Below are 17,451 nucleotides of genomic sequence, written 5' to 3'. Positions count from 1 at the left end.
CGCGATCGCCTGTGAGAGCGGCCTCGCGTCGAGATGGGCCGCGCAGCACCCCCAGAATCCACCGCAATACCTGTCGCCTGCACCATAAAAATAGAGAGGCTACAACCGTGATCGACGCCCTGAACCATTTGCCGCGCCCCCGGGCCGGCGCCGACCAGTTGGCCGAGCGCTTCAGCGATCTGGCCCCACCCCTCACCGCGCGCCAGGCCGCCCTGGAAAGTGCACGCTGCCTGTACTGCTACGACGCCCCTTGCGTCAACGCTTGCCCTAGCGAGATTGACATCCCCTCGTTCATACACCGCATCAGTGACGAGAACCTGCAAGGTGCTGCCGAGCGCATTCTTTCGGCCAACATTCTTGGCGGTAGTTGCGCCCGCGTGTGCCCCACCGAAATCCTCTGCCAGCAAGCCTGCGTGCGCAATAACGCCCAGGAATGCGCACCGGTGCTGATCGGCCAGCTGCAGCGTTACGCCCTGGACAACGCCCAGTTCAGCGCACACCCGTTCAAGCGCTCGGCAGCCACCGGCAAGCGTATCGCCGTGGTCGGCGCCGGCCCGGCAGGGCTGTCCTGCGCCCACCGCCTGGCCATGCACGGGCATGACGTGGTGGTGTTCGAGGCCTGCGACAAAGCCGGCGGCCTCAACGAGTACGGCATCGCCCGCTACAAGCTGGTAGACGACTATGCCCAGCGTGAAGTGGATTTCTTGTTGGGCATTGGCGGTATCGAAGTCCGCCATGGCCAGCGCCTGGGTGGCAACCTCAGCCTGGGCGAACTGCGCGATCAGTACGACGCGGTGTTCCTGGGCCTCGGCCTGAATGCCGTGCGCCAGCTAGGGCTGCCCGACGAGGAAGCCCCCGGTGTGGTCGCCGCCACCGAATACATCCGCGAGCTACGCCAGGCCGATGACCTGAGCCAGCTACCGTTGGCCGACCGCTGCCTGGTGATCGGTGCTGGCAACACGGCCATCGACATGGCCGTGCAGATGAGCCGTCTGGGTGCCCGCGACGTCAACCTGGTTTACCGCCGTGGCCACGACGACATGGGCGCTACCGGCCACGAGCAGGACATTGCCAAAGCCAACCAGGTGCGCCTGCACACTTGGGCCCGCCCTGATGCCGTGCTGCTGGATGACGCCGGTAAGGTCCGCGGCATGCGTTTTGCCCGCACCGAACTGGCGGAAGGCCGCCTGCGCGATACCGGCGAAACCTTTGAGCTGGCTGCGGACGCGATCTTCAAGGCCATTGGCCAGCGCTTCGACGACGCCAGCCTCCATGACCCGGTGGCTGCGCAACTGGCCCGCGAGGGTGAGCGCATCCGCGTTGACGAAAACCTGCAGACCAGCCTGCCGGGCGTGTACGCAGGCGGCGACTGCACCGCGCTGGGCCAGGACCTTACCGTGCAGGCCGTGCAACACGGCAAGCTGGCCGCCGAAGCCATCCATGCCCAACTCATGCTCAACGTGGAGGCAGCGTAAATGGCCGACTTGTCTATCGTATTTGCCGGCATCAAGGCACCCAACCCCTTCTGGCTGGCCTCCGCACCGCCAACCGACAAGGCCTACAACGTGGTCCGTGCCTTCGAGGCCGGCTGGGGCGGCGTGGTCTGGAAGACCCTGGGCGAAGACCCTGCAGCGGTCAACGTGTCGTCGCGCTACTCGGCGCACTATGGCCCCAACCGTCAGGTACAGGGGATCAACAATATCGAGTTGATCACCGACCGCTCACTGGACATCAACCTGCGTGAAATCACCCAGGTTAAGAAGGACTGGCCCGACCGCGCATTGATCGTGTCGCTGATGGTGCCGTGCATAGAGGAATCGTGGAAGTTCATCCTGCCGCTGGTGGAAGCCACCGGGGCCGATGGCATCGAGCTGAACTTCGGTTGCCCGCACGGTATGCCGGAACGCGGCATGGGGGCGGCCGTCGGCCAGGTGCCGGAATATGTGGAAATGGTCACCCGCTGGTGCAAGACGTACTGCGCGCTGCCGGTGATCGTGAAGCTTACGCCGAACATCACCGATATCCGCCAGTCGGCCCGCGCCGCGCACCGGGGCGGGGCCGATGCCGTGTCGTTGATCAACACCATCAACTCGATCACCAGCGTCGACCTGGACCGCATGGTGGCCCACCCGATTGTCGGAGACCAGAGCACCCATGGCGGTTACTGCGGTTCGGCAGTGAAGCCGATTGCCTTGAACATGGTGGCGGAAATCGCCCGCGACCCGGAAACGCGTGGCTTGCCGATTTGTGGCATTGGCGGCATCGGCAACTGGCGTGACGCAGCCGAGTTCATGGCCCTGGGCAGTGGTGCCGTGCAGGTGTGCACGGCGGCGATGCTGCATGGCTTCCGTATCGTCGAGGACATGCAGGACGGCCTGGCGCGCTGGATGGATCAGCATGGGCACCGCAACATCGAGGCGTTCCGCGGGCAGGCGGTGGGGCATACCACCGACTGGAAATACCTGGACATCAACTACAAGTCGGTGGCGCACATTGACCAGGAGGCGTGCATCGGCTGCGGGCGCTGCCACATTGCGTGTGAGGACACCTCGCACCAGGCGATTGCCAGCACGCTGAAGGCTGACGGCACGCATGCCTACAGTGTGATCGAGGAGGAATGCGTAGGCTGCAACCTGTGCCAGATCACCTGCCCGGTGGAAGACTGCATCGAAATGGAGGCACAGGATACCGGCAAGCCGTACCTGAACTGGACGCAGGATCCGCGTAACCCCTACCGTGAGGCCAGTTGAAGCAATAGGGGCTGCCATGCAGCCCTTCGCGGGCTTGCCCGCTCCCACAGGACTGCGCCGTTTCTGAGGACAGCGCAGAACCTGTGGGAGCGGGCAAGCCCTTGAAGGCCGCGCAGCGGCCTCCATCGCCGGTTCACGGCTCCAGCCCGATCCCCCGCAAGATCACGCTGGTCACCGTTTGCACGGCACTCTCGAACGCCATGTCCGACAGCATCTCGCCGCCGTTCAGCAACTGCACCTGGTAACCGAAGTCGGCGTAATGCTGGGTCGAGGCCCAGATCATGTACAGCAGCGCCGACGGCTCCACCGGCAAGATGCGCCCCTCTTCCACCCAGCAGCGGATCTTGGCTTCTTTCATCTTCGCCCAGGGCACCAAGCTTTCGTCGAGGTTAACCCCCAGCACCGGCGCCCCATGCAGCATCTCTTCGGCCCAGATTTTCGAGCCCAGCGGCCGCGAGCGCGAATGGCCCATCTTCGCCCGGATGTAGCTGGTCAGCACCACACGCGGGTCGTCGAAGTTCTCGAAGCACAGGGCGTCCTGCTTCCACACATCCAGCAGGTCCTGCAGCACTGCGCGGAACAGCTCATCCTTGGTGCTGAAGTAATAATGCAGGTTGGAGCGTGGCAGCTCAGCCTGCTCGGCGATATCCCCCATGGAGGTGGCGCCATAGCCCTTTTCAGCAAACACCTTCTCCGCCGCTTGCAGGATTTTTTCGATATTGCGTCGGCGGATTTCGATCTTGTGATTGGCCATCAGGCTTGGGCCGTCCACACCGCCAGCTCATAACCGTCCGGGTCAATGAAATGAAAGCGCCGCCCGCCGGGAAAGGCAAAGGTCGCCCGGCTGATTTTCGCCCCGGCGGCTTCGATCCGCTGCTGCGTGGCCGCCAGGTCGTCGGTGTACAAGATAACCAGGGGCCCACCCGGACGCACCGGCTCACCCGTGGTGAAGCCACCCGTCAACCGGCCATCACTGAACTCGGTATAGGTAGGCCCGTAGTCGGTGAACGCCCAACCAAACACGCTGCCATAGAAGGCCTTGCTCCGTGAAATGTCGCTGACATTGAACTCGATGTTGTCGATCTGCCGGTCAGTACCGCGAATGCCCATGTGTGCTCCGTGCCGAAGGGTGTTTGGCCTAGTCTACTCCGGTCAAGGCAGTCGCCCCACTCATTCGCTACCCACAACGCGCCCGGTCGCGCGCCGGGCACTGTGCGCGGTGCAGATTGAGCGCGGTGTTGATGATGCCTATGTGGCTGAAGGCCTGGGGGAAGTTGCCGAGCATGCGGCGGCCGGCCGGGTCGTACTGTTCGGCCAGCAGGCCGAGGTCGTTGCACAGGCTGGTCAGGTGTTGGTACAGCGCTTCGGCTTTGGCCTGGCGCCCCAGCAATACATAAACGTCAGCCAGCCAGAACGAACACACCAGGAAAGTGCCCTCCCCCGGCGTCAAGCCGTCGCTGCAACTGTCACTGTCATAGCGCAGCAACAGGCCGTTCTTCATCAGGCGCTGTTCGATCTGCTCCAGAGTACGCATGAAGCGTGGGTCATCTGCCGGCAGGAAGCCGGTCAGAGCGATCTGCAACAGGCTGGCGTCCATTTCGGTCGAACCATAGGCCTGGACAAAGAACCGGCCGCTGGCGTCCAGGCCGTGCTCGCACACGTCGCGGTGAATCTCGTCAGCCACCTGGCGATAATGCTGCCCGCGCTCGCGGCCTTCTTCCGTGGTGTCGGCCAGCCCTGCGGCGCGGTCGAAGGCGACCCAGGCCATCACCTTGGAGTGCACGAACTGCTGCCGGCCGCCACGCACTTCCCAGATGCCTTCGTCCGGCTCGCGCCAGATACCCTCGACATAAGGCAAGATCAAGCGCGAAATGGCGGCGCTGCGCGGGTGGCGGGGCAACCCGCCCTTGATCGCCTGGGTCATCGCATCGGCCAGTTCGCCATAGATGTCCAGCTGTGTCTGCGCAGAGGCCGCGTTGCCCACCCGCACCGGCTGTGAATGCTCATAACCGGCCAGCCACGGCAAGGTGAACTCCTGCAGGTCCCGCTCGCCAGCCAGGCCATACATGATCTGCATCTGCTCGGGGTTGCCGGCCACCGAGCGCAGCAGCCACTCGCGCCAGGCCTGGGCCTCGTCGAAGTAGCCAAGGTTCATGAAGGCCAGCAGGGTCATGGTCGCGTCGCGCAACCAACAGAAGCGGTAGTCCCAGTTGCGCTCGCCACCCACACGCTCGGGCAGCGAAGTGGTGACGGCAGCGACCATACCGCCGGTGGGGGCGTAGGTCATGGCCTTGAGGGTGAGAAGCGAGCGGCGCACCAGGGCGGAATATGGCCCGACCTGCGGGCAGCGGTCGGCGAAGGCCTGCCATTGCTCGCGGGTGTTGGCCAGGGCTTCGTCGATTTCACAGTCGGGCTGCATCGGCAAGTGCGAGGGCTGGTGACGCAGGCTGAAGACCTGGCGCTGGCCCGTGCTGACGCGAAAGCGGCAGCCGGTATGGTGGTCGCGGGCTTGCGGAGGCACGGTGCTGCACAGGATCAGCCGATCAGGGCCGGCGACGGCGCTGAGGGTCAGTGGGTCGAGTCGTTCCACCCAGGGCACGCTGCGGCCGTAGTCGAAGCGCATGACCAGGTCCATTTCGAAATGGGTTTCGCCAGACAAGCCTTCGACAATGCGCACCACCGAGTTGACCTCGCCCAAGGGCATGAAGTCGAGCACCCGGGCACGACCGCTTGCGGTCACCCAGGTGGTTTCCAAAACCAGGGTGTCGCCCAGGTATTGGCGGCTGCTGTGCACTACCGGGTCGCAAGGGGCCAGGCGCCAGCGGCCGTTTTCTTCGTTGCCCAGCAGGGCCGCGAACACGGCGGGGGCGTCGAAGCGTGGCAGGCACAGCCAGTCCAGCGAGCCATCGCGGCTGACCAGCGCCGCACTGCGGCAGTTGCCCAGCAGGGCATAGTCTTCGATGTGGGCAGGCATTGGGTCTCCTTTGTGTGGTTGCCTGTGCTGGCCCGCGACAGGGCCGGCACAGGCTTGCAAACCTCTCACCCCAAACGGTGCCACTCCCGCTTGTCGCGGGACAGCAATTCATTGCCGGCCTCAGGTCCGTCCTCGCCAGCCGAATACTCATGCACCTCGCCGCCCTGGGCCCAGGCATCGAGAAACGGCTGCACCGCCCGCCAGCCGTTCTCGATGTTGTCTGCCCGCTGGAACAGGGTCTGGTCACCGGTCAGGCAGTCATAGATCAGCGTCTCGTAGCCAGTGGCCGGGGTCATCTTGAAGAAGTCCTTGTAGGCAAAGCCCAACTCGACATTCTCCATCACCAGTTCCGGCCCGGGCCGTTTGGCTTGCAGGTCGAACCACATGCCTTCATTGGGCTGGATCTGGATTTTCAGGTAGTTGGGTTTGGGCCGTTCCAGCTCCGACTCGCGAAACTGCGCATACGGTGCGGGCTTGAAGCAGATGGCAATCTCGGTGTCACGCACGCTCATGCGCTTGCCGGTGCGCAGGTAGAACGGCACGCCGGCCCAGCGCCAGTTGTCGATCATCACCTTCAGCGCCACGTAAGTCTCGGTCTGGCTGTCCGGCGCGACGTTGGGCTCCTGGCGGTAGCCTGGCAACGACTTGCGCCCCTGCTTGCCGGCGCTGTACTGGCCTCGCACGGAGTTTTTCAGGGCCATTTTTGCCGACCATGGGCGGATAGCGCCGACCACCTTGGCCTTTTCACCGCGCACCGCATCGGCGCCGAACGCGGCCGGCGGCTCCATGGCCACCATCGCCAGCAACTGGAACAGGTGGTTGGGCACCATGTCGCGCAGAGCGCCGGTGCTGTCATAGAACGCACCCCGAGTCTCGACACCGACAGTTTCCGCTGCGGTGATCTGCACGTGATCGATGTAGTGATTGTTCCAGAACGATTCGAACAGGCCGTTGGAAAAGCGGCTGACCAGAATGTTCTGCACCGTTTCCTTGCCCAGGTAATGGTCGATGCGATAGATCTGCCGCTCGCCCATCACCTTCAGCAGGCAGGCGTTGAGTGCCTCGGCGCTAGCCAGGTCGGTGCCGAACGGTTTTTCAACCACCACCCGACGAAAGCCGCCGGCCGACTCGTCCAACAGGCCTGCCTGCCCCAGGCGCTGCGCCACCTCGGGAAAAAAGCGCGGCGACGTGGCCAGGTAGAAAATAGCATTGCCGTGACTGGTCTTGTCGATGCGCCTGGCCAGGGCCTGGTAGGTGGCCGGATCGAGAAAGTCTCCCGTCTGGTAATCCAGGCGCTTGGCCAGACGGGCCCATAGCTTCTCGTCCAGGCACTTGGCGCTGCCCTCGCCGCCTTTGTCACGCTCGACCATGAACGCGTGCAGGCGCGCGGCGAACGTTTCGGCGCTGGCCGGGTTATGGTCGACGCCGACGATGCGCAGGTTACGGTCCAGTAAACCGTCGCGGCTGAGGTTGTACAGCGCTGGCATCAGCAGGCGCTTGACCAGGTCGCCATTGGCGCCGAACAGGAACAGGGTACAAGGGGGGGCGGCCGCAATGGTCTGTTTAGTCATTCGCCTTTCTTCTCGATGTGGCCACCGAAGCCCAGGCGCATGGCCGAGAGGATCTTGTCACCATAGGTGCCCTGTTGCTGGCGCGAACGGAAGCGCGCGAACAGGGCGCTGGACAACACTGGCACCGGCACCGCCTGCTCGACGGCGGCGTCGATGGTCCAACGGCCTTCGCCACTGTCGGACACCGAGCCACTGAATTGCGACAGCTGCGGGTCAGCCACCAGCGCATCGGCGGTGAGGTCGAGCAGCCACGAGGTCACCACGCTGCCGCGTCGCCACACTTCGGCAATTTCGGCCACGTTCAGGTCGAAGCGCTGGTCTTCGGGCAGCTCGTTGCCGCCTTTGCTGCGCAGCAGGTCGAAGCCTTCGGCATAGGCCTGCATCAGGCCGTACTCGATGCCGTTATGCACCATTTTCACGTAGTGCCCGGCGCCGGGTGGGCCGGCGTGGATGTAGCCGTGCTCGGCACGCTGGTGCTCGCCGTTGCGGCCATGGGTACGCGGGATGTCGCCCACGCCCGGCGCCAGCGCCTTGAACAGCGGTTCCAGGCGCTCGAAAACGTCCTTTTCGCCACCGATCATCATGCAGTAGCCGCGGTCAAGGCCCCACACGCCGCCGGAAGTCCCAACGTCCAGATAATGCAGGCCGCGCTTGGCCAGCTCTGCAGCGCGGCGCATGTCGTCCTTGTAGAAGGTGTTGCCGCCGTCGATGATCGCATCGCCCGGCTCCAGCAATTCGGCCAGCTGGGCGATGGTCTGCTCGGTGGGGTCGCCAGCCGGCAGCATCACCCATACCGCGCGCGGCGCTTTCAGCTTTTGCACCAGTGCACCGAGGTCGTGCGCGCCCTGGGCGCCTTCGCCCTCCAGGCCGGTGATGGCTTCACGGTTGCGGTCGTGCACTACGGTGCGGTGGCCGGCGCGCATCAGGCGCCTTGCGATATTGCCGCCCATACGGCCCAGCCCGATGATTCCCAGTTGCATGAGCCAATGCTCCCTTTCGAAATGGATGACGACACGGTCCAGCTTTTCAGATTAGTCCAGCATGCCGCCCGAGGGTTCAGCGACGAACGGCAAGACCACGATAAACAAAAAAGTTCCCAAGCCCGGTGAAAGAATTCAGAATGCGCCCCGCGTGAAGCGTCTACGCTTTGACTTGTCACCAGCCAAAACCGCGAGGTGTGCTCATGGGTACATTGATGCCAGCAACCCCACCCCAGACCCTCTATGTCTCCGTGCGCCGTGATGAGCTGCGTAAACTGAAGGACGAACGTGACCAGCTGCGTCAGCAGGTTGCCCAACTGAACCTGCTGTTGGCGCAACAGCGCACTGACGATAAAGCTGTCAGCCTCTGATCGATTCCCATGCCGCCTGTGGGAGCTGCATAGCTCCCACCCGATCCTGAAGCCAGTCACCGTCTTTGAACCCTATCGGGCAACCGAAGCGGCCTTGTGCCCAAAAAGGGCCAGCACTGAAAGCAGAATCCTCCGCCCATACCCACCTCTTCGCAACCTAAAGCCACGCTTACGCCTGCGCACCCAAAAGGTGCATTGCGCGTAACGAGCCACAATTTGGCGCAGCTCGAAATCCCTCTGCCCCACACTCGCCCACCCCTTTTCGCAACCCGTCACAAACGCCAACGTTTGCGTCTATTGCGCACATAACAATAGTGACCAGTGGGTCACCTTTTTAGCACTTTCTCTCCTACACTCAGTTTTCGGCCCGCCATTTGCTCAATGGAAGAGTGACCCCAAAAAAGTCGAACTTTCAGGAAACCCGGCAGGTCATCAACATAAGTAGGCCAGACGCATCGGGCTATTCCCGATCCTCGGCCCACACACCCCAACCAGTCCAAGCGCCTTCGGCCGGAATGCTGATCGCGTAGTGCCTGCGCGCACGACCCTGGGGCATGGAACGCACTAAGCAGATTCAAACTAGAGAGAACCAGCACGAAACATCGCCATGGGTGCCAGCACCCGACCAAGCATAGGGACGGAGAGAAGTATGATCAGTGCCGCTGTCGAGCCTCACGTAGACGCTTTCAAACCGGATAACCGCGAGCCGCTCACCCCGGACTTCGCAACGACAGGCAAGGCACCCGGCGCCCAGCGCCAGTACAACCCGAACATGCGCAAGATTCTGTTCGTGACTTCGGAAATCGCCGACCTGGTGAAAACCGGCGGCCTGGGTGACGTGTCCGCTGCCCTGCCCCGTGCCCTGGCGCACCTGCACGATGTGCGGGTACTTATCCCCGGCTACCGCCAGGTAATGGAAAGCGACAACCCGATACATATCGTGGGTGAGCTGGGCGGCCATGCGGCCCTGCCGCCATGCAAGATCGGGCGCATGGACATGGCCGACGGCCTGGTCATCTATGTATTGATCTGCCCCGAACTGTACCAGCGCGACGGAACACCCTATGGTGCCAACAATGGCCGCGACTGGCCCGACAACCACATCCGCTTTGCCCGCCTGGGCCTGGCTGCTGCCGAAATCGCTGCTGGCGAAGGCAAGATCCACTGGACGCCGGAAGTGGTGCACGCGCATGACTGGCCCGCCGGCCTGGCCCCGGCCTACATGCACTGGCGCGGCCTGAATACGCCCACGTTGTTCACCATCCACAACCTGGCGTACCAAGGTGTGTACAGCCGCGGCTGCAGCCCGGAGCTGGCGATACCCGAACATGCCATGCAGCAGGAAGGCATGGAGTTCTACGGCAAGCTGTCGTTCCTCAAGGCCGGGCTGGCCTACTCCAGCCACATCACCACAGTCAGCGCCACCTATGCCCGGGAAATCACCACCCCGGAATTCGGTTGCGGCCTGGACGGCTTCCTCGCCAGCAAGGCCCAGCAAGGCCTGCTCGGTGGCATCCCCAACGGCATCGACGAAAGCTGGGACTCAGCCACCGACAAGCACCTGCAGCACAACTTCAGCATCAACGACTGGGAGGGCAAAGCGCGTAACACCCAGGAGGTACGTGAGCTGTTCGGCCTGGAAGATTCCGAAGGCCCGTTATTCGCCGTGGTGTCGCGGCTGGTCTATCAAAAGGGCCTGGACCTGACCCTGGGCGTGGCCGACTACATCGTCGAGCAGGGCGGGCAGATTGCGATCATCGGCCGCGGCGAACCGGAAGAGGAACAGGCCATGCGCGAGCTGGCGCTGCGTCACCCGGGCCGCATCGGTGTGCGTATCGGCTTCAATGAAACCGACGCCCGGCGCATGTTCGCCGGCAGCGATTTCCTGCTGATGCCGTCGCGCTACGAGCCGTGCGGCCTCAGCCAGATGTACGCGCAACGCTTCGGCTCGCTGCCGGTGGCACGCAATACCGGCGGCCTGGCCGACACCATCGAGTGCGGCGTGACAGGCTTCCTGTTCAACGAGTCTACCGTTGAGAGCTATCGCCAGGCACTCAGCCGCGCCTTTTATGTATATGGTAAGAAGGACCTGCTGAACGCCATGCGCTGCCTGTCGATGACCCAGCCGTTCAACTGGTGCCAGGCGGTTGAACCCTACGCCCGCCTGTACGAGGACCTGGTCAAGCAGGCACAGCTGAGCCACTACTGAGCGGGGGTCAGAAGATGCACAGACATGGCGCACACTTGCTGGACGCCACGTCGGCGCGCTTCGCCCTCTGGGCGCCGGATGCGCGCAGCGTGAGCGTGGAACTGGAGCGGCAGCCGGCCATCGAACTGCTGCCGGATGATGAGGGCTGGTACAGCGGCGTGGCGCCATGCCAGGCCGGTGACCGTTACCACTACCGTATCGACGGTGAGCTGCAGGTGGCCGACCCGGCCTCGCGCTACCAACCCGACGGCGTACACGGGCCGAGCCAGGTCGTGGATGTGGCCGGATACGCCTGGCAACACCCGTGGCAAGGCCGACCTTGGCATGAGGCCGTGATCCAGGAGGTGCATGTTGGCCTGCTCGGGGGTTACGCCGGGGTTGCCCGGCAATTGCCGCGCCTGGCCGAACTGGGCATCAGCGCGATCGAATTGATGCCGCTGGGGCAGTTCCCTGGCGAACGCAACTGGGGTTACGACGGCGTACTGCCATACGCCCCACAGAACACCTACGGCAGCCCCGAGCAACTGTGCGCACTGGTCGACCAGGCCCACGGCCACGGGCTGATGGTGCTGGTCGATGTGGTGTACAACCACTTCGGGCCCGACGGCAATTACCTGCACCAGTACGCCAGCCCGTTCTTCCGTGAAGACCGGCAGACCCCCTGGGGCGCGGCCATCGACTTTCGCCGCCCGCAGGTGCGCGAGTACTTTATCCAGAATGCCCTGATGTGGCTGTGCGACTACCGCTGCGACGGCCTGCGCCTGGATGCCGTGCATGCCATCGACCAGCCCGATTTTTTGATCGAGCTGGCCCAACGGGTGCGCGCCGCCATAGAACCAGGCCGGCACGTGTGGCTGGTGCTGGAGAACGAGCACAACCAGGCGGGCCTGCTGGAACAGGGTTACGACGCCCAGTGGAACGACGACGGCCACAATGCCCTGCACGTGCTGCTGACCGGTGAAACCGAAGGTTACTATGCCGACTACCAGCATCGCCCCATCGACCAGCTGGCACGGTGCCTTGGCGAAGGTTTCGTGTTCCAGGGCCAGGCCAACCGGCATGGCAAACCACGCGGCGAACCCAGCGGGCATTTGCCGCCCAGCGCCTTCGTGTTGTTCCTGCAGAACCACGACCAGATCGGCAACCGCGCCCTGGGTGAGCGCCTGACCCGCCTGTGCCCCGCGCCAGCCTTGCGGGCAGCCACCGGCCTGTTGCTGCTGGCACCCATGATCCCGCTGCTGTTCATGGGCGACGAAGCCGGCAGTTGCCAGCCGTTCCTGTTTTTTACCGACTTCCATGACGCGCTGGCCGACGCGGTACGCGAAGGCCGTCGTGGCGAATTCGCCCACTTCACCGCGTTCGCCGACCCCAAGCAGCGTGAGCACATTCCCGACCCCAACGCCGAACAGACGTTCGCCTCTTCACGTCCGCAGAACAAGGCGGTGATCGCCGGCTGGCATGGCCTTTACCAGCAACTGCTCGACCTGCGCCGCCGCCATGTCATCCCGCACTTGCCCGGCAGCCGTGCCCTCGGCGCCGAGGTGCACGCTGACAAAGCGCTGACCGCGCGCTGGCGGCTGGGCAATGGCAACACGCTGCGCATCGACCTGAACCTGGCCGACACCCCGCAGGCCGTCGAACTGCCCGCGCCATCCACACGGCTGTTCGACAGCAGCGACACCCGCCACCCGGATACCCACCTGGCTGCGTACAGCTGCGTGGTCAGCCTGCTTCCCCCTGCCCAGGAGCGCCCATGAGCGAAACCGCCCTGCACCGTCTGGCAACCAGCGTCGGGCTGAGCCGCGACTGGATTGACGCCAATGCCAGGCCCCAGCGTGTCAGCGACGAAGTGCTGCGCAACATCCTCGAAGGCCTTGGTCACCCGGCCGGCGACGACGCGGCCGTTGCCGACAGCCTGCGTGCGGTGGAAACCGCCGAAGACAGCGAACACCTGCCGCCCTTGCTGACCGCCGACCTAGGCCAGCCGCTAGCGCTGTCGCGCTACTTCAGTGCCGCCAGCGTGGCCCACTGTACCCTGGAAGATCACACCTCGGTCACCCTCAGCCTCGATGACCAGGCGCGCCTGCCCGGCGAGCTGCCCATCGGCTATCACCAGGTGGAAATCGACAGCCGCCGCTTCACCGTAGCGGTGGCGCCAACACGCTGCCACAGCCTGGAAGACAAGGTGCAACAGCCGCCACCACGCTGCTGGGGCCTGGCAGTGCAGCTGTACAGCCTGCGCCGCCCCGGCGACGGTGGCTTCGGCGACTGCCTGGCGCTGGAGCAGTTGGCCCGTTCGGCCGCCGAGCGCGGCGCCGATGCCTTGGCTATCAGCCCGATTCACGCCCTGTCGGCCATCGACCAGGAACACTACAGCCCCTACTCACCTTCCAGTCGCCTGCTGCTCAACACCCTGTACACCAGCCCTGCGGCCCTGCTGGGTGAACGGGAGGTGCGCATGGCCATCGAAGCGTGCGGGCTGGAGCAACAACTCGAAGAGCTGGAGCAACGCCCTCTGGTCGACTGGCCACGCGCCGCCAGCGCCAGGCTGCGTTTGCTTGAAGCGCTTTACCAAGGTTTCAGCCAAGGCGACCACCCGCTACGCCCGGATTTTGACAGCTTCCGCGAAGCCGGCGGCCAGACGCTGGAGCACCACTGCCGCTTCGAGGTGCTGCAGGCCCAGGCGGTGGAGCACGGCCTCGGTGCCGACTGGCGCAAGTGGCCCAAAGCCTGGCACGACCCCTACCACCCGGAAGTGGAGGCTTTGGCCAACGCCTACCCGGCCAAGGTCGAGTTCCACGCCTTCTGCCAGTGGCTGACCGAGCGTGGCCTGCAACGTGCCCAGGAAGCGGCCCGCAGCAATGGCATGGCCGTAGGCCTGATCGCCGACCTGGCGGTGGGCGCTGACGGTGCCGGCAGCCAGGCCTGGAGCCGCCAGGACGAACTGCTGGCCGGCCTGAGCGTGGGTGCGCCGCCCGACATCCTCAACCACATCGGCCAGGATTGGGGCATTTGCGCCTTCTCGCCCGAGGGCCTCAAGCGAAATGGCTATCGCGCCTTCATCGAAATGCTGCGGGCCAACCTCGCCCACGCTGGCGGCCTGCGCATCGACCATGTGATGGGCCTGCGCCGGCTATGGCTGATCCCGCAAGGGGCCAAACCCAGCGAAGGCGCCTACCTCGACTACCCGCTAGACGACCTGCTGCGCCTGCTGGCGCTGGAGTCGGTGCGTCACCAGGCGATCATCCTTGGCGAAGACCTGGGCACCGTGCCCGACAGCCTGCGCGAAAAGCTGGCCGAAAAGGCCGTGCTGGGCATGCGCGTGCTGCCGTTCGAGCAAACCCAGCCGGGCCAGTTCAAGCCGATTCTCGACTGGCCGGACAATGCCCTGGCCACAACCGGCACCCACGATCTGGCGCCACTGGCCGGCTGGCTGGCAAACCGCGACATCGACTGGAGACACCGCTTGCAACTGATCGACGCCGCTACCGAGTTGCACTGGCGACACGAGCGTCAGAAAGAACGCGACGGCCTGCGCCGCATCCTGGAAGCCAACTACGGCGAACTGAAGGACAATGACGCGCTGATCGATGCGGCCATCCGCTTCGTTGGCCATACCCGTGCGCCGCTGGTGCTGGTGCCGTTGGAAGACCTGCTGGGCTGCGACGAGCAACCCAATTTGCCGGGCACCACCAACGGCCATCCCAACTGGCGGCGGCGGTTTGCCCGTCCGGTTCGCGAACTGCTCGACGACGAGGACGCCGCACGGCGCCTGGAGCTGCTGGCCCAGGCCCGCGAACAGGCGTGGGAGCGTGACCGATGAAGCCACTGACCGCGACCCTGCGCCTGCAATTTCACAGCGACTTCACCCTCGATCACGCCGTGCCGCTGGTGCCGTATTTCGCCCAATTGGGCATCAGCCACCTGTATGCCTCGCCCATACTCAAGGCCCGCGCAGGCTCGCGCCATGGCTACGACGTGGTCGATCCTACCTGCGTCAACCCGGAACTGGGTGGCGAGGCCGCGCTGGAGCGCCTGGTCGCCGCCCTGCGCCAGCATGGCATGGGGCTGATCCTCGACACGGTGTCCAACCACATGGCCGTGGGCGGTGCCGACAACCCGTGGTGGCAAAGCCTGCTGGCCTGGGGGCGGCGCAGCCCGTATGCAGAGTTCTTCGACATTCAGTGGCACTCCAGCGACCCACTGCTGGCCGGGCAACTGCTGTTGCCGTTCCTCGGCAGCGACTACGGCGTGGCGCTCAAAAATGGCGAGATACCGCTGCAGTTCGACAAACAGCAGGGACTGCTGCAAGTGGCCCATTACGCGCATCGTTTCCCGATCTGCCCGGTCGATTACGGTTGGATTCTCGCGCTCAGCCCGGAGCCTGTGCTGAAGGTTCTGGCCGAACGCTTCACGGCATTGGGCGACTCGGCCACCCCGCTGGCCGATAGCCTGCCGCTACAAGCCGAACTGGCACGTCTGGTGCGCGATGGCGCCGACCTCGAATCGGCCCTTGTGGCCTTCGACAGCCGCAGCGAGGCCGGCTTCAAGCGCCTGCACCTGTTGCTGGAGCGCCAGACCTACCGCCTGGCCAGCTGGCGCACCGCCGCCGACGACATCAACTGGCGGCGCTTCTTCGACATCAACGAGCTGGGCGGCCTGCGGGTGGAGCGCGCCGTGGTGTTCGAAGCCACCCATGCCAAGCTGTTCGAGCTCATCGAACGCGGCCTGGTGGACGGCCTGCGCATCGACCATATCGACGGCCTTGCCGACCCGCGTGGCTACTGCCGCAAACTGCGCCGGCGGGTTGATAGCCTGCTGGCGCGGCGGCCGCTGAATGCAGGGCTGGAGCACTTCCCCCTGTACGTGGAAAAGATCCTGGGTGCCGACGAGCACCTGCACCGCGACTGGCTTACCGACGGCACCACCGGCTACGAGTTCATGAACCAGGTGTCGCTGCTGCAGCATGATCCGGCCGGCGAAGCGCCGCTGAGCGAACTGTGGAGCAACGTCAGCGAGCGCCCGGCGTTCACCGAAGAAGTGCGCCAGGCCCGTCACCTGGTGCTCAACGCCAGCCTGGCCGGTGACTGCGAATCGGTGGCCCAGGCACTGTTGCAGGTGGCGCGCAACGACCTGATGACCCGTGACCTGACCCTGGGCGCGATTCGTCGGGCCTTGCAGGCATTGGTGGCGCATTACCCGGTTTACCGCACCTACTTCAATGCCTGCGGGCGCCCGGCGCAGGACGAAACATTCTTCCAGCAGGCCCTGACCAACGCCCGGCAAGACCTTGCCGAAGCTGACTGGCCGCTACTGGACCAACTTGAACGGTGGCTGGGTGGGCAAGCCTGGCGGCATCTGCCACCGGGGCGCGCCCGCAAGCAACTGCGCCACGCCTGCGTGCGCTTCCAGCAACTGACTGCGCCCAGCGCCGCCAAAGCCGTGGAAGACACCGCCTTCTACCGCAGCGCCCGGCTGCTGTCGCGTAACGACGTGGGTTTCGAGGCCGAGCGCTTCAGCGCACCCCCCATGCATTTCCACAACGAGGCCCAGCGGCGCCTGCGCGATTTCCCCGACAACCTGCTGACCACCGCCACCCACGACCACAAGCGCGGCGAAGACACGCGTGCACGCCTGGCCGTACTCAGCGAGCGCGGCACGTGGCTGGCCAGCCGGGTGGAGCACTGGCGTGAGCTGGCCGCCCCCCTGCGCGCGCAGCTGGACGACGGGCTGGCACCCAGCCCCGGCGACGAGTTGATGCTGCTACAAACCCTGCTCGGCAGTTGGCCCTTGGACCTCGACTTGAACGACGACAATGCCCTGCGTCAATACGCCGAGCGTGTTCGCCAGTGGCAGCAGAAGGCCCTGCGCGAGGCCAAGCTACGCAGTAGCTGGAGCGCGCCGAACGAGGCCTACGAAGGCGCCTGCGCTCATTACCTCGACGGCCTGCTGCTGGACAGCGAGAACCAGCAACTGCGCAAGTCGCTGGCCGACGCGGCGCAGCTGCTGGCCTGCCCCGGCGCTCTCAATGGCTTGGTCCAGGCCCTGTTGCGCATGACCACACCCGGTGTGCCCGACCTGTACCAGGGTAACGAATACTGGGACTTCAGCCTGGTCGACCCGGACAACCGCCGCGCCGTGGACTACGCTTCGAGGCGTCGCACGCTGGACGACGCCACGCCGGTCGCCGAGCTGTTGGCCCACTGGCGCGACGGCCGCGTCAAACAGGCCTTGATCGCGCGGGTGCTGGACTGCCGCCAGGCCCACGCCGAGCTGTTCCGCCGTGGTGCCTACCTGCCACTGACCGTACAGGGCCGGCACGCTGACAAGGTCATAGCCTTTGCTCGCCTGGGGGAAGGCGAGCACGCCATCGTCGTCGCTCCGCGCCTGGCCAGCAGCCTGCTCGGAGGTGCCACTACACCGTTGATCCCGGCAAAGAACTGGGACGACACCCGGCTGGTACTGCCGTTTGCCTTGTCACCTGCCAACTCGACGGGACTTTTCTCCTGTGCGGCGGTCAGCTCTTCAAAGGAGTTGCTGTTGAGCGCCGTGCTGGCGGAGTTTCCGGTCAACGTGTTGATACAACAATCTTGAGC

General features: G+C 64.8%; 11 protein-coding genes. 6 read left to right on the top strand and 5 right to left on the bottom strand.

Annotated features, from left to right (window positions below):
- Positions 1–107: 107 nt before the first annotated feature.
- A complete protein-coding gene (locus tag GST84_09135; protein ID XGB12520.1) occupies positions 108–1,475 on the top strand; it encodes an FAD-dependent oxidoreductase in 1,368 nt (455 codons plus the stop codon).
- Entirely contained in the window at positions 1,476–2,750 is a 1,275-nt protein-coding gene (preA, locus tag GST84_09130) for an NAD-dependent dihydropyrimidine dehydrogenase subunit PreA (GenBank protein XGB12519.1), read from the top strand. It abuts the gene before it with no gap.
- A 133-nt stretch (positions 2,751–2,883) separates the two neighbouring features.
- Here the strand turns inward: preA and GST84_09125 are convergent, their stop codons facing one another.
- From GST84_09125 to gnd, 5 genes are all read right to left on the bottom strand, one after another.
- A complete protein-coding gene (locus GST84_09125) occupies positions 2,884–3,504 on the bottom strand; it encodes a TetR family transcriptional regulator (GenBank protein ID XGB15736.1) in 621 nt (206 codons plus the stop codon).
- Positions 3,504–3,860, bottom strand: a complete 357-nt coding sequence (locus tag GST84_09120) for a VOC family protein (GenBank protein XGB12518.1) — start codon at positions 3,858–3,860, stop codon at positions 3,504–3,506. The genes GST84_09125 and GST84_09120 overlap by 1 nt, the downstream gene beginning before the upstream one ends.
- A 67-nt stretch (positions 3,861–3,927) precedes the next feature.
- The gene (locus GST84_09115) at positions 3,928–5,724 is read right to left on the bottom strand and encodes a glycoside hydrolase family 15 protein (GenBank protein ID XGB12517.1); all 1,797 of its coding nucleotides are present in this window, start codon (positions 5,722–5,724) and stop codon (positions 3,928–3,930) included.
- Positions 5,725–5,789: 65 nt separating this feature from the next.
- Positions 5,790–7,295, bottom strand: a complete 1,506-nt coding sequence (locus tag GST84_09110) for a glucose-6-phosphate dehydrogenase (protein ID XGB12516.1) — start codon at positions 7,293–7,295, stop codon at positions 5,790–5,792.
- Entirely contained in the window at positions 7,292–8,275 is a 984-nt protein-coding gene (gnd, locus tag GST84_09105; protein XGB12515.1) for a decarboxylating 6-phosphogluconate dehydrogenase, read from the bottom strand. The genes GST84_09110 and gnd overlap by 4 nt, the downstream gene beginning before the upstream one ends.
- Before the next feature lie 1,020 nt (positions 8,276–9,295).
- Here gnd and glgA point away from each other — a divergent pair.
- Genes glgA through GST84_09085 form a run of 4 tightly spaced genes read left to right on the top strand, consistent with a single transcriptional unit; the run spans position 9,296 to position 17,449 of the window.
- The gene (gene glgA / locus GST84_09100; protein ID XGB12514.1) at positions 9,296–10,855 is read left to right on the top strand and encodes a glycogen synthase GlgA; all 1,560 of its coding nucleotides are present in this window, start codon (positions 9,296–9,298) and stop codon (positions 10,853–10,855) included.
- 14 nt (positions 10,856–10,869) lie between these two features.
- Entirely contained in the window at positions 10,870–12,612 is a 1,743-nt protein-coding gene (gene treZ, locus GST84_09095) for a malto-oligosyltrehalose trehalohydrolase (protein ID XGB12513.1), read from the top strand.
- Positions 12,609–14,678 (top strand): 4-alpha-glucanotransferase, encoded by a 2,070-nt coding sequence (gene malQ / locus GST84_09090; protein ID XGB12512.1) that lies wholly within the window; start codon positions 12,609–12,611, stop codon positions 14,676–14,678. The genes treZ and malQ overlap by 4 nt, the downstream gene beginning before the upstream one ends.
- The gene (locus GST84_09085; GenBank protein XGB12511.1) at positions 14,675–17,449 is read left to right on the top strand and encodes a malto-oligosyltrehalose synthase; all 2,775 of its coding nucleotides are present in this window, start codon (positions 14,675–14,677) and stop codon (positions 17,447–17,449) included. The genes malQ and GST84_09085 overlap by 4 nt, the downstream gene beginning before the upstream one ends.
- Positions 17,450–17,451 lie beyond the last annotated feature (2 nt).

The organism is Pseudomonas putida (genome assembly GCA_041879295.1).
GTDB lineage: Bacteria > Pseudomonadota > Gammaproteobacteria > Pseudomonadales > Pseudomonadaceae > Aquipseudomonas > Aquipseudomonas putida_Y.
The sequence above is the reverse complement of the archived record's forward strand: the minus strand, read 5'-3'. Positions and strand labels throughout refer to the sequence as shown.

Excerpts from the sequence above, each read along its gene's own strand:
- gnd (XGB12515.1), bottom strand. The coding sequence starts at position 8,275 with ATGCAACTGGGAATCATCGGGCTGGGCCGTATGGGCGGCAATATCGCA.
- GST84_09125 (XGB15736.1), bottom strand. The coding sequence starts at position 3,504 with ATGGCCAATCACAAGATCGAAATCCGCCGACGCAATATCGAAAAAATC.
- GST84_09120 (XGB12518.1), bottom strand. The coding sequence starts at position 3,860 with ATGGGCATTCGCGGTACTGACCGGCAGATCGACAACATCGAGTTCAAT.
- glgA (XGB12514.1), top strand. The coding sequence starts at position 9,296 with ATGATCAGTGCCGCTGTCGAGCCTCACGTAGACGCTTTCAAACCGGAT.
- preA (XGB12519.1), top strand. The coding sequence starts at position 1,476 with ATGGCCGACTTGTCTATCGTATTTGCCGGCATCAAGGCACCCAACCCC.
- GST84_09085 (XGB12511.1), top strand. The coding sequence starts at position 14,675 with ATGAAGCCACTGACCGCGACCCTGCGCCTGCAATTTCACAGCGACTTC.
- malQ (XGB12512.1), top strand. The coding sequence starts at position 12,609 with ATGAGCGAAACCGCCCTGCACCGTCTGGCAACCAGCGTCGGGCTGAGC.
- GST84_09110 (XGB12516.1), bottom strand. The coding sequence starts at position 7,295 with ATGACTAAACAGACCATTGCGGCCGCCCCCCCTTGTACCCTGTTCCTG.
- GST84_09115 (XGB12517.1), bottom strand. The coding sequence starts at position 5,724 with ATGCCTGCCCACATCGAAGACTATGCCCTGCTGGGCAACTGCCGCAGT.
- treZ (XGB12513.1), top strand. The coding sequence starts at position 10,870 with ATGCACAGACATGGCGCACACTTGCTGGACGCCACGTCGGCGCGCTTC.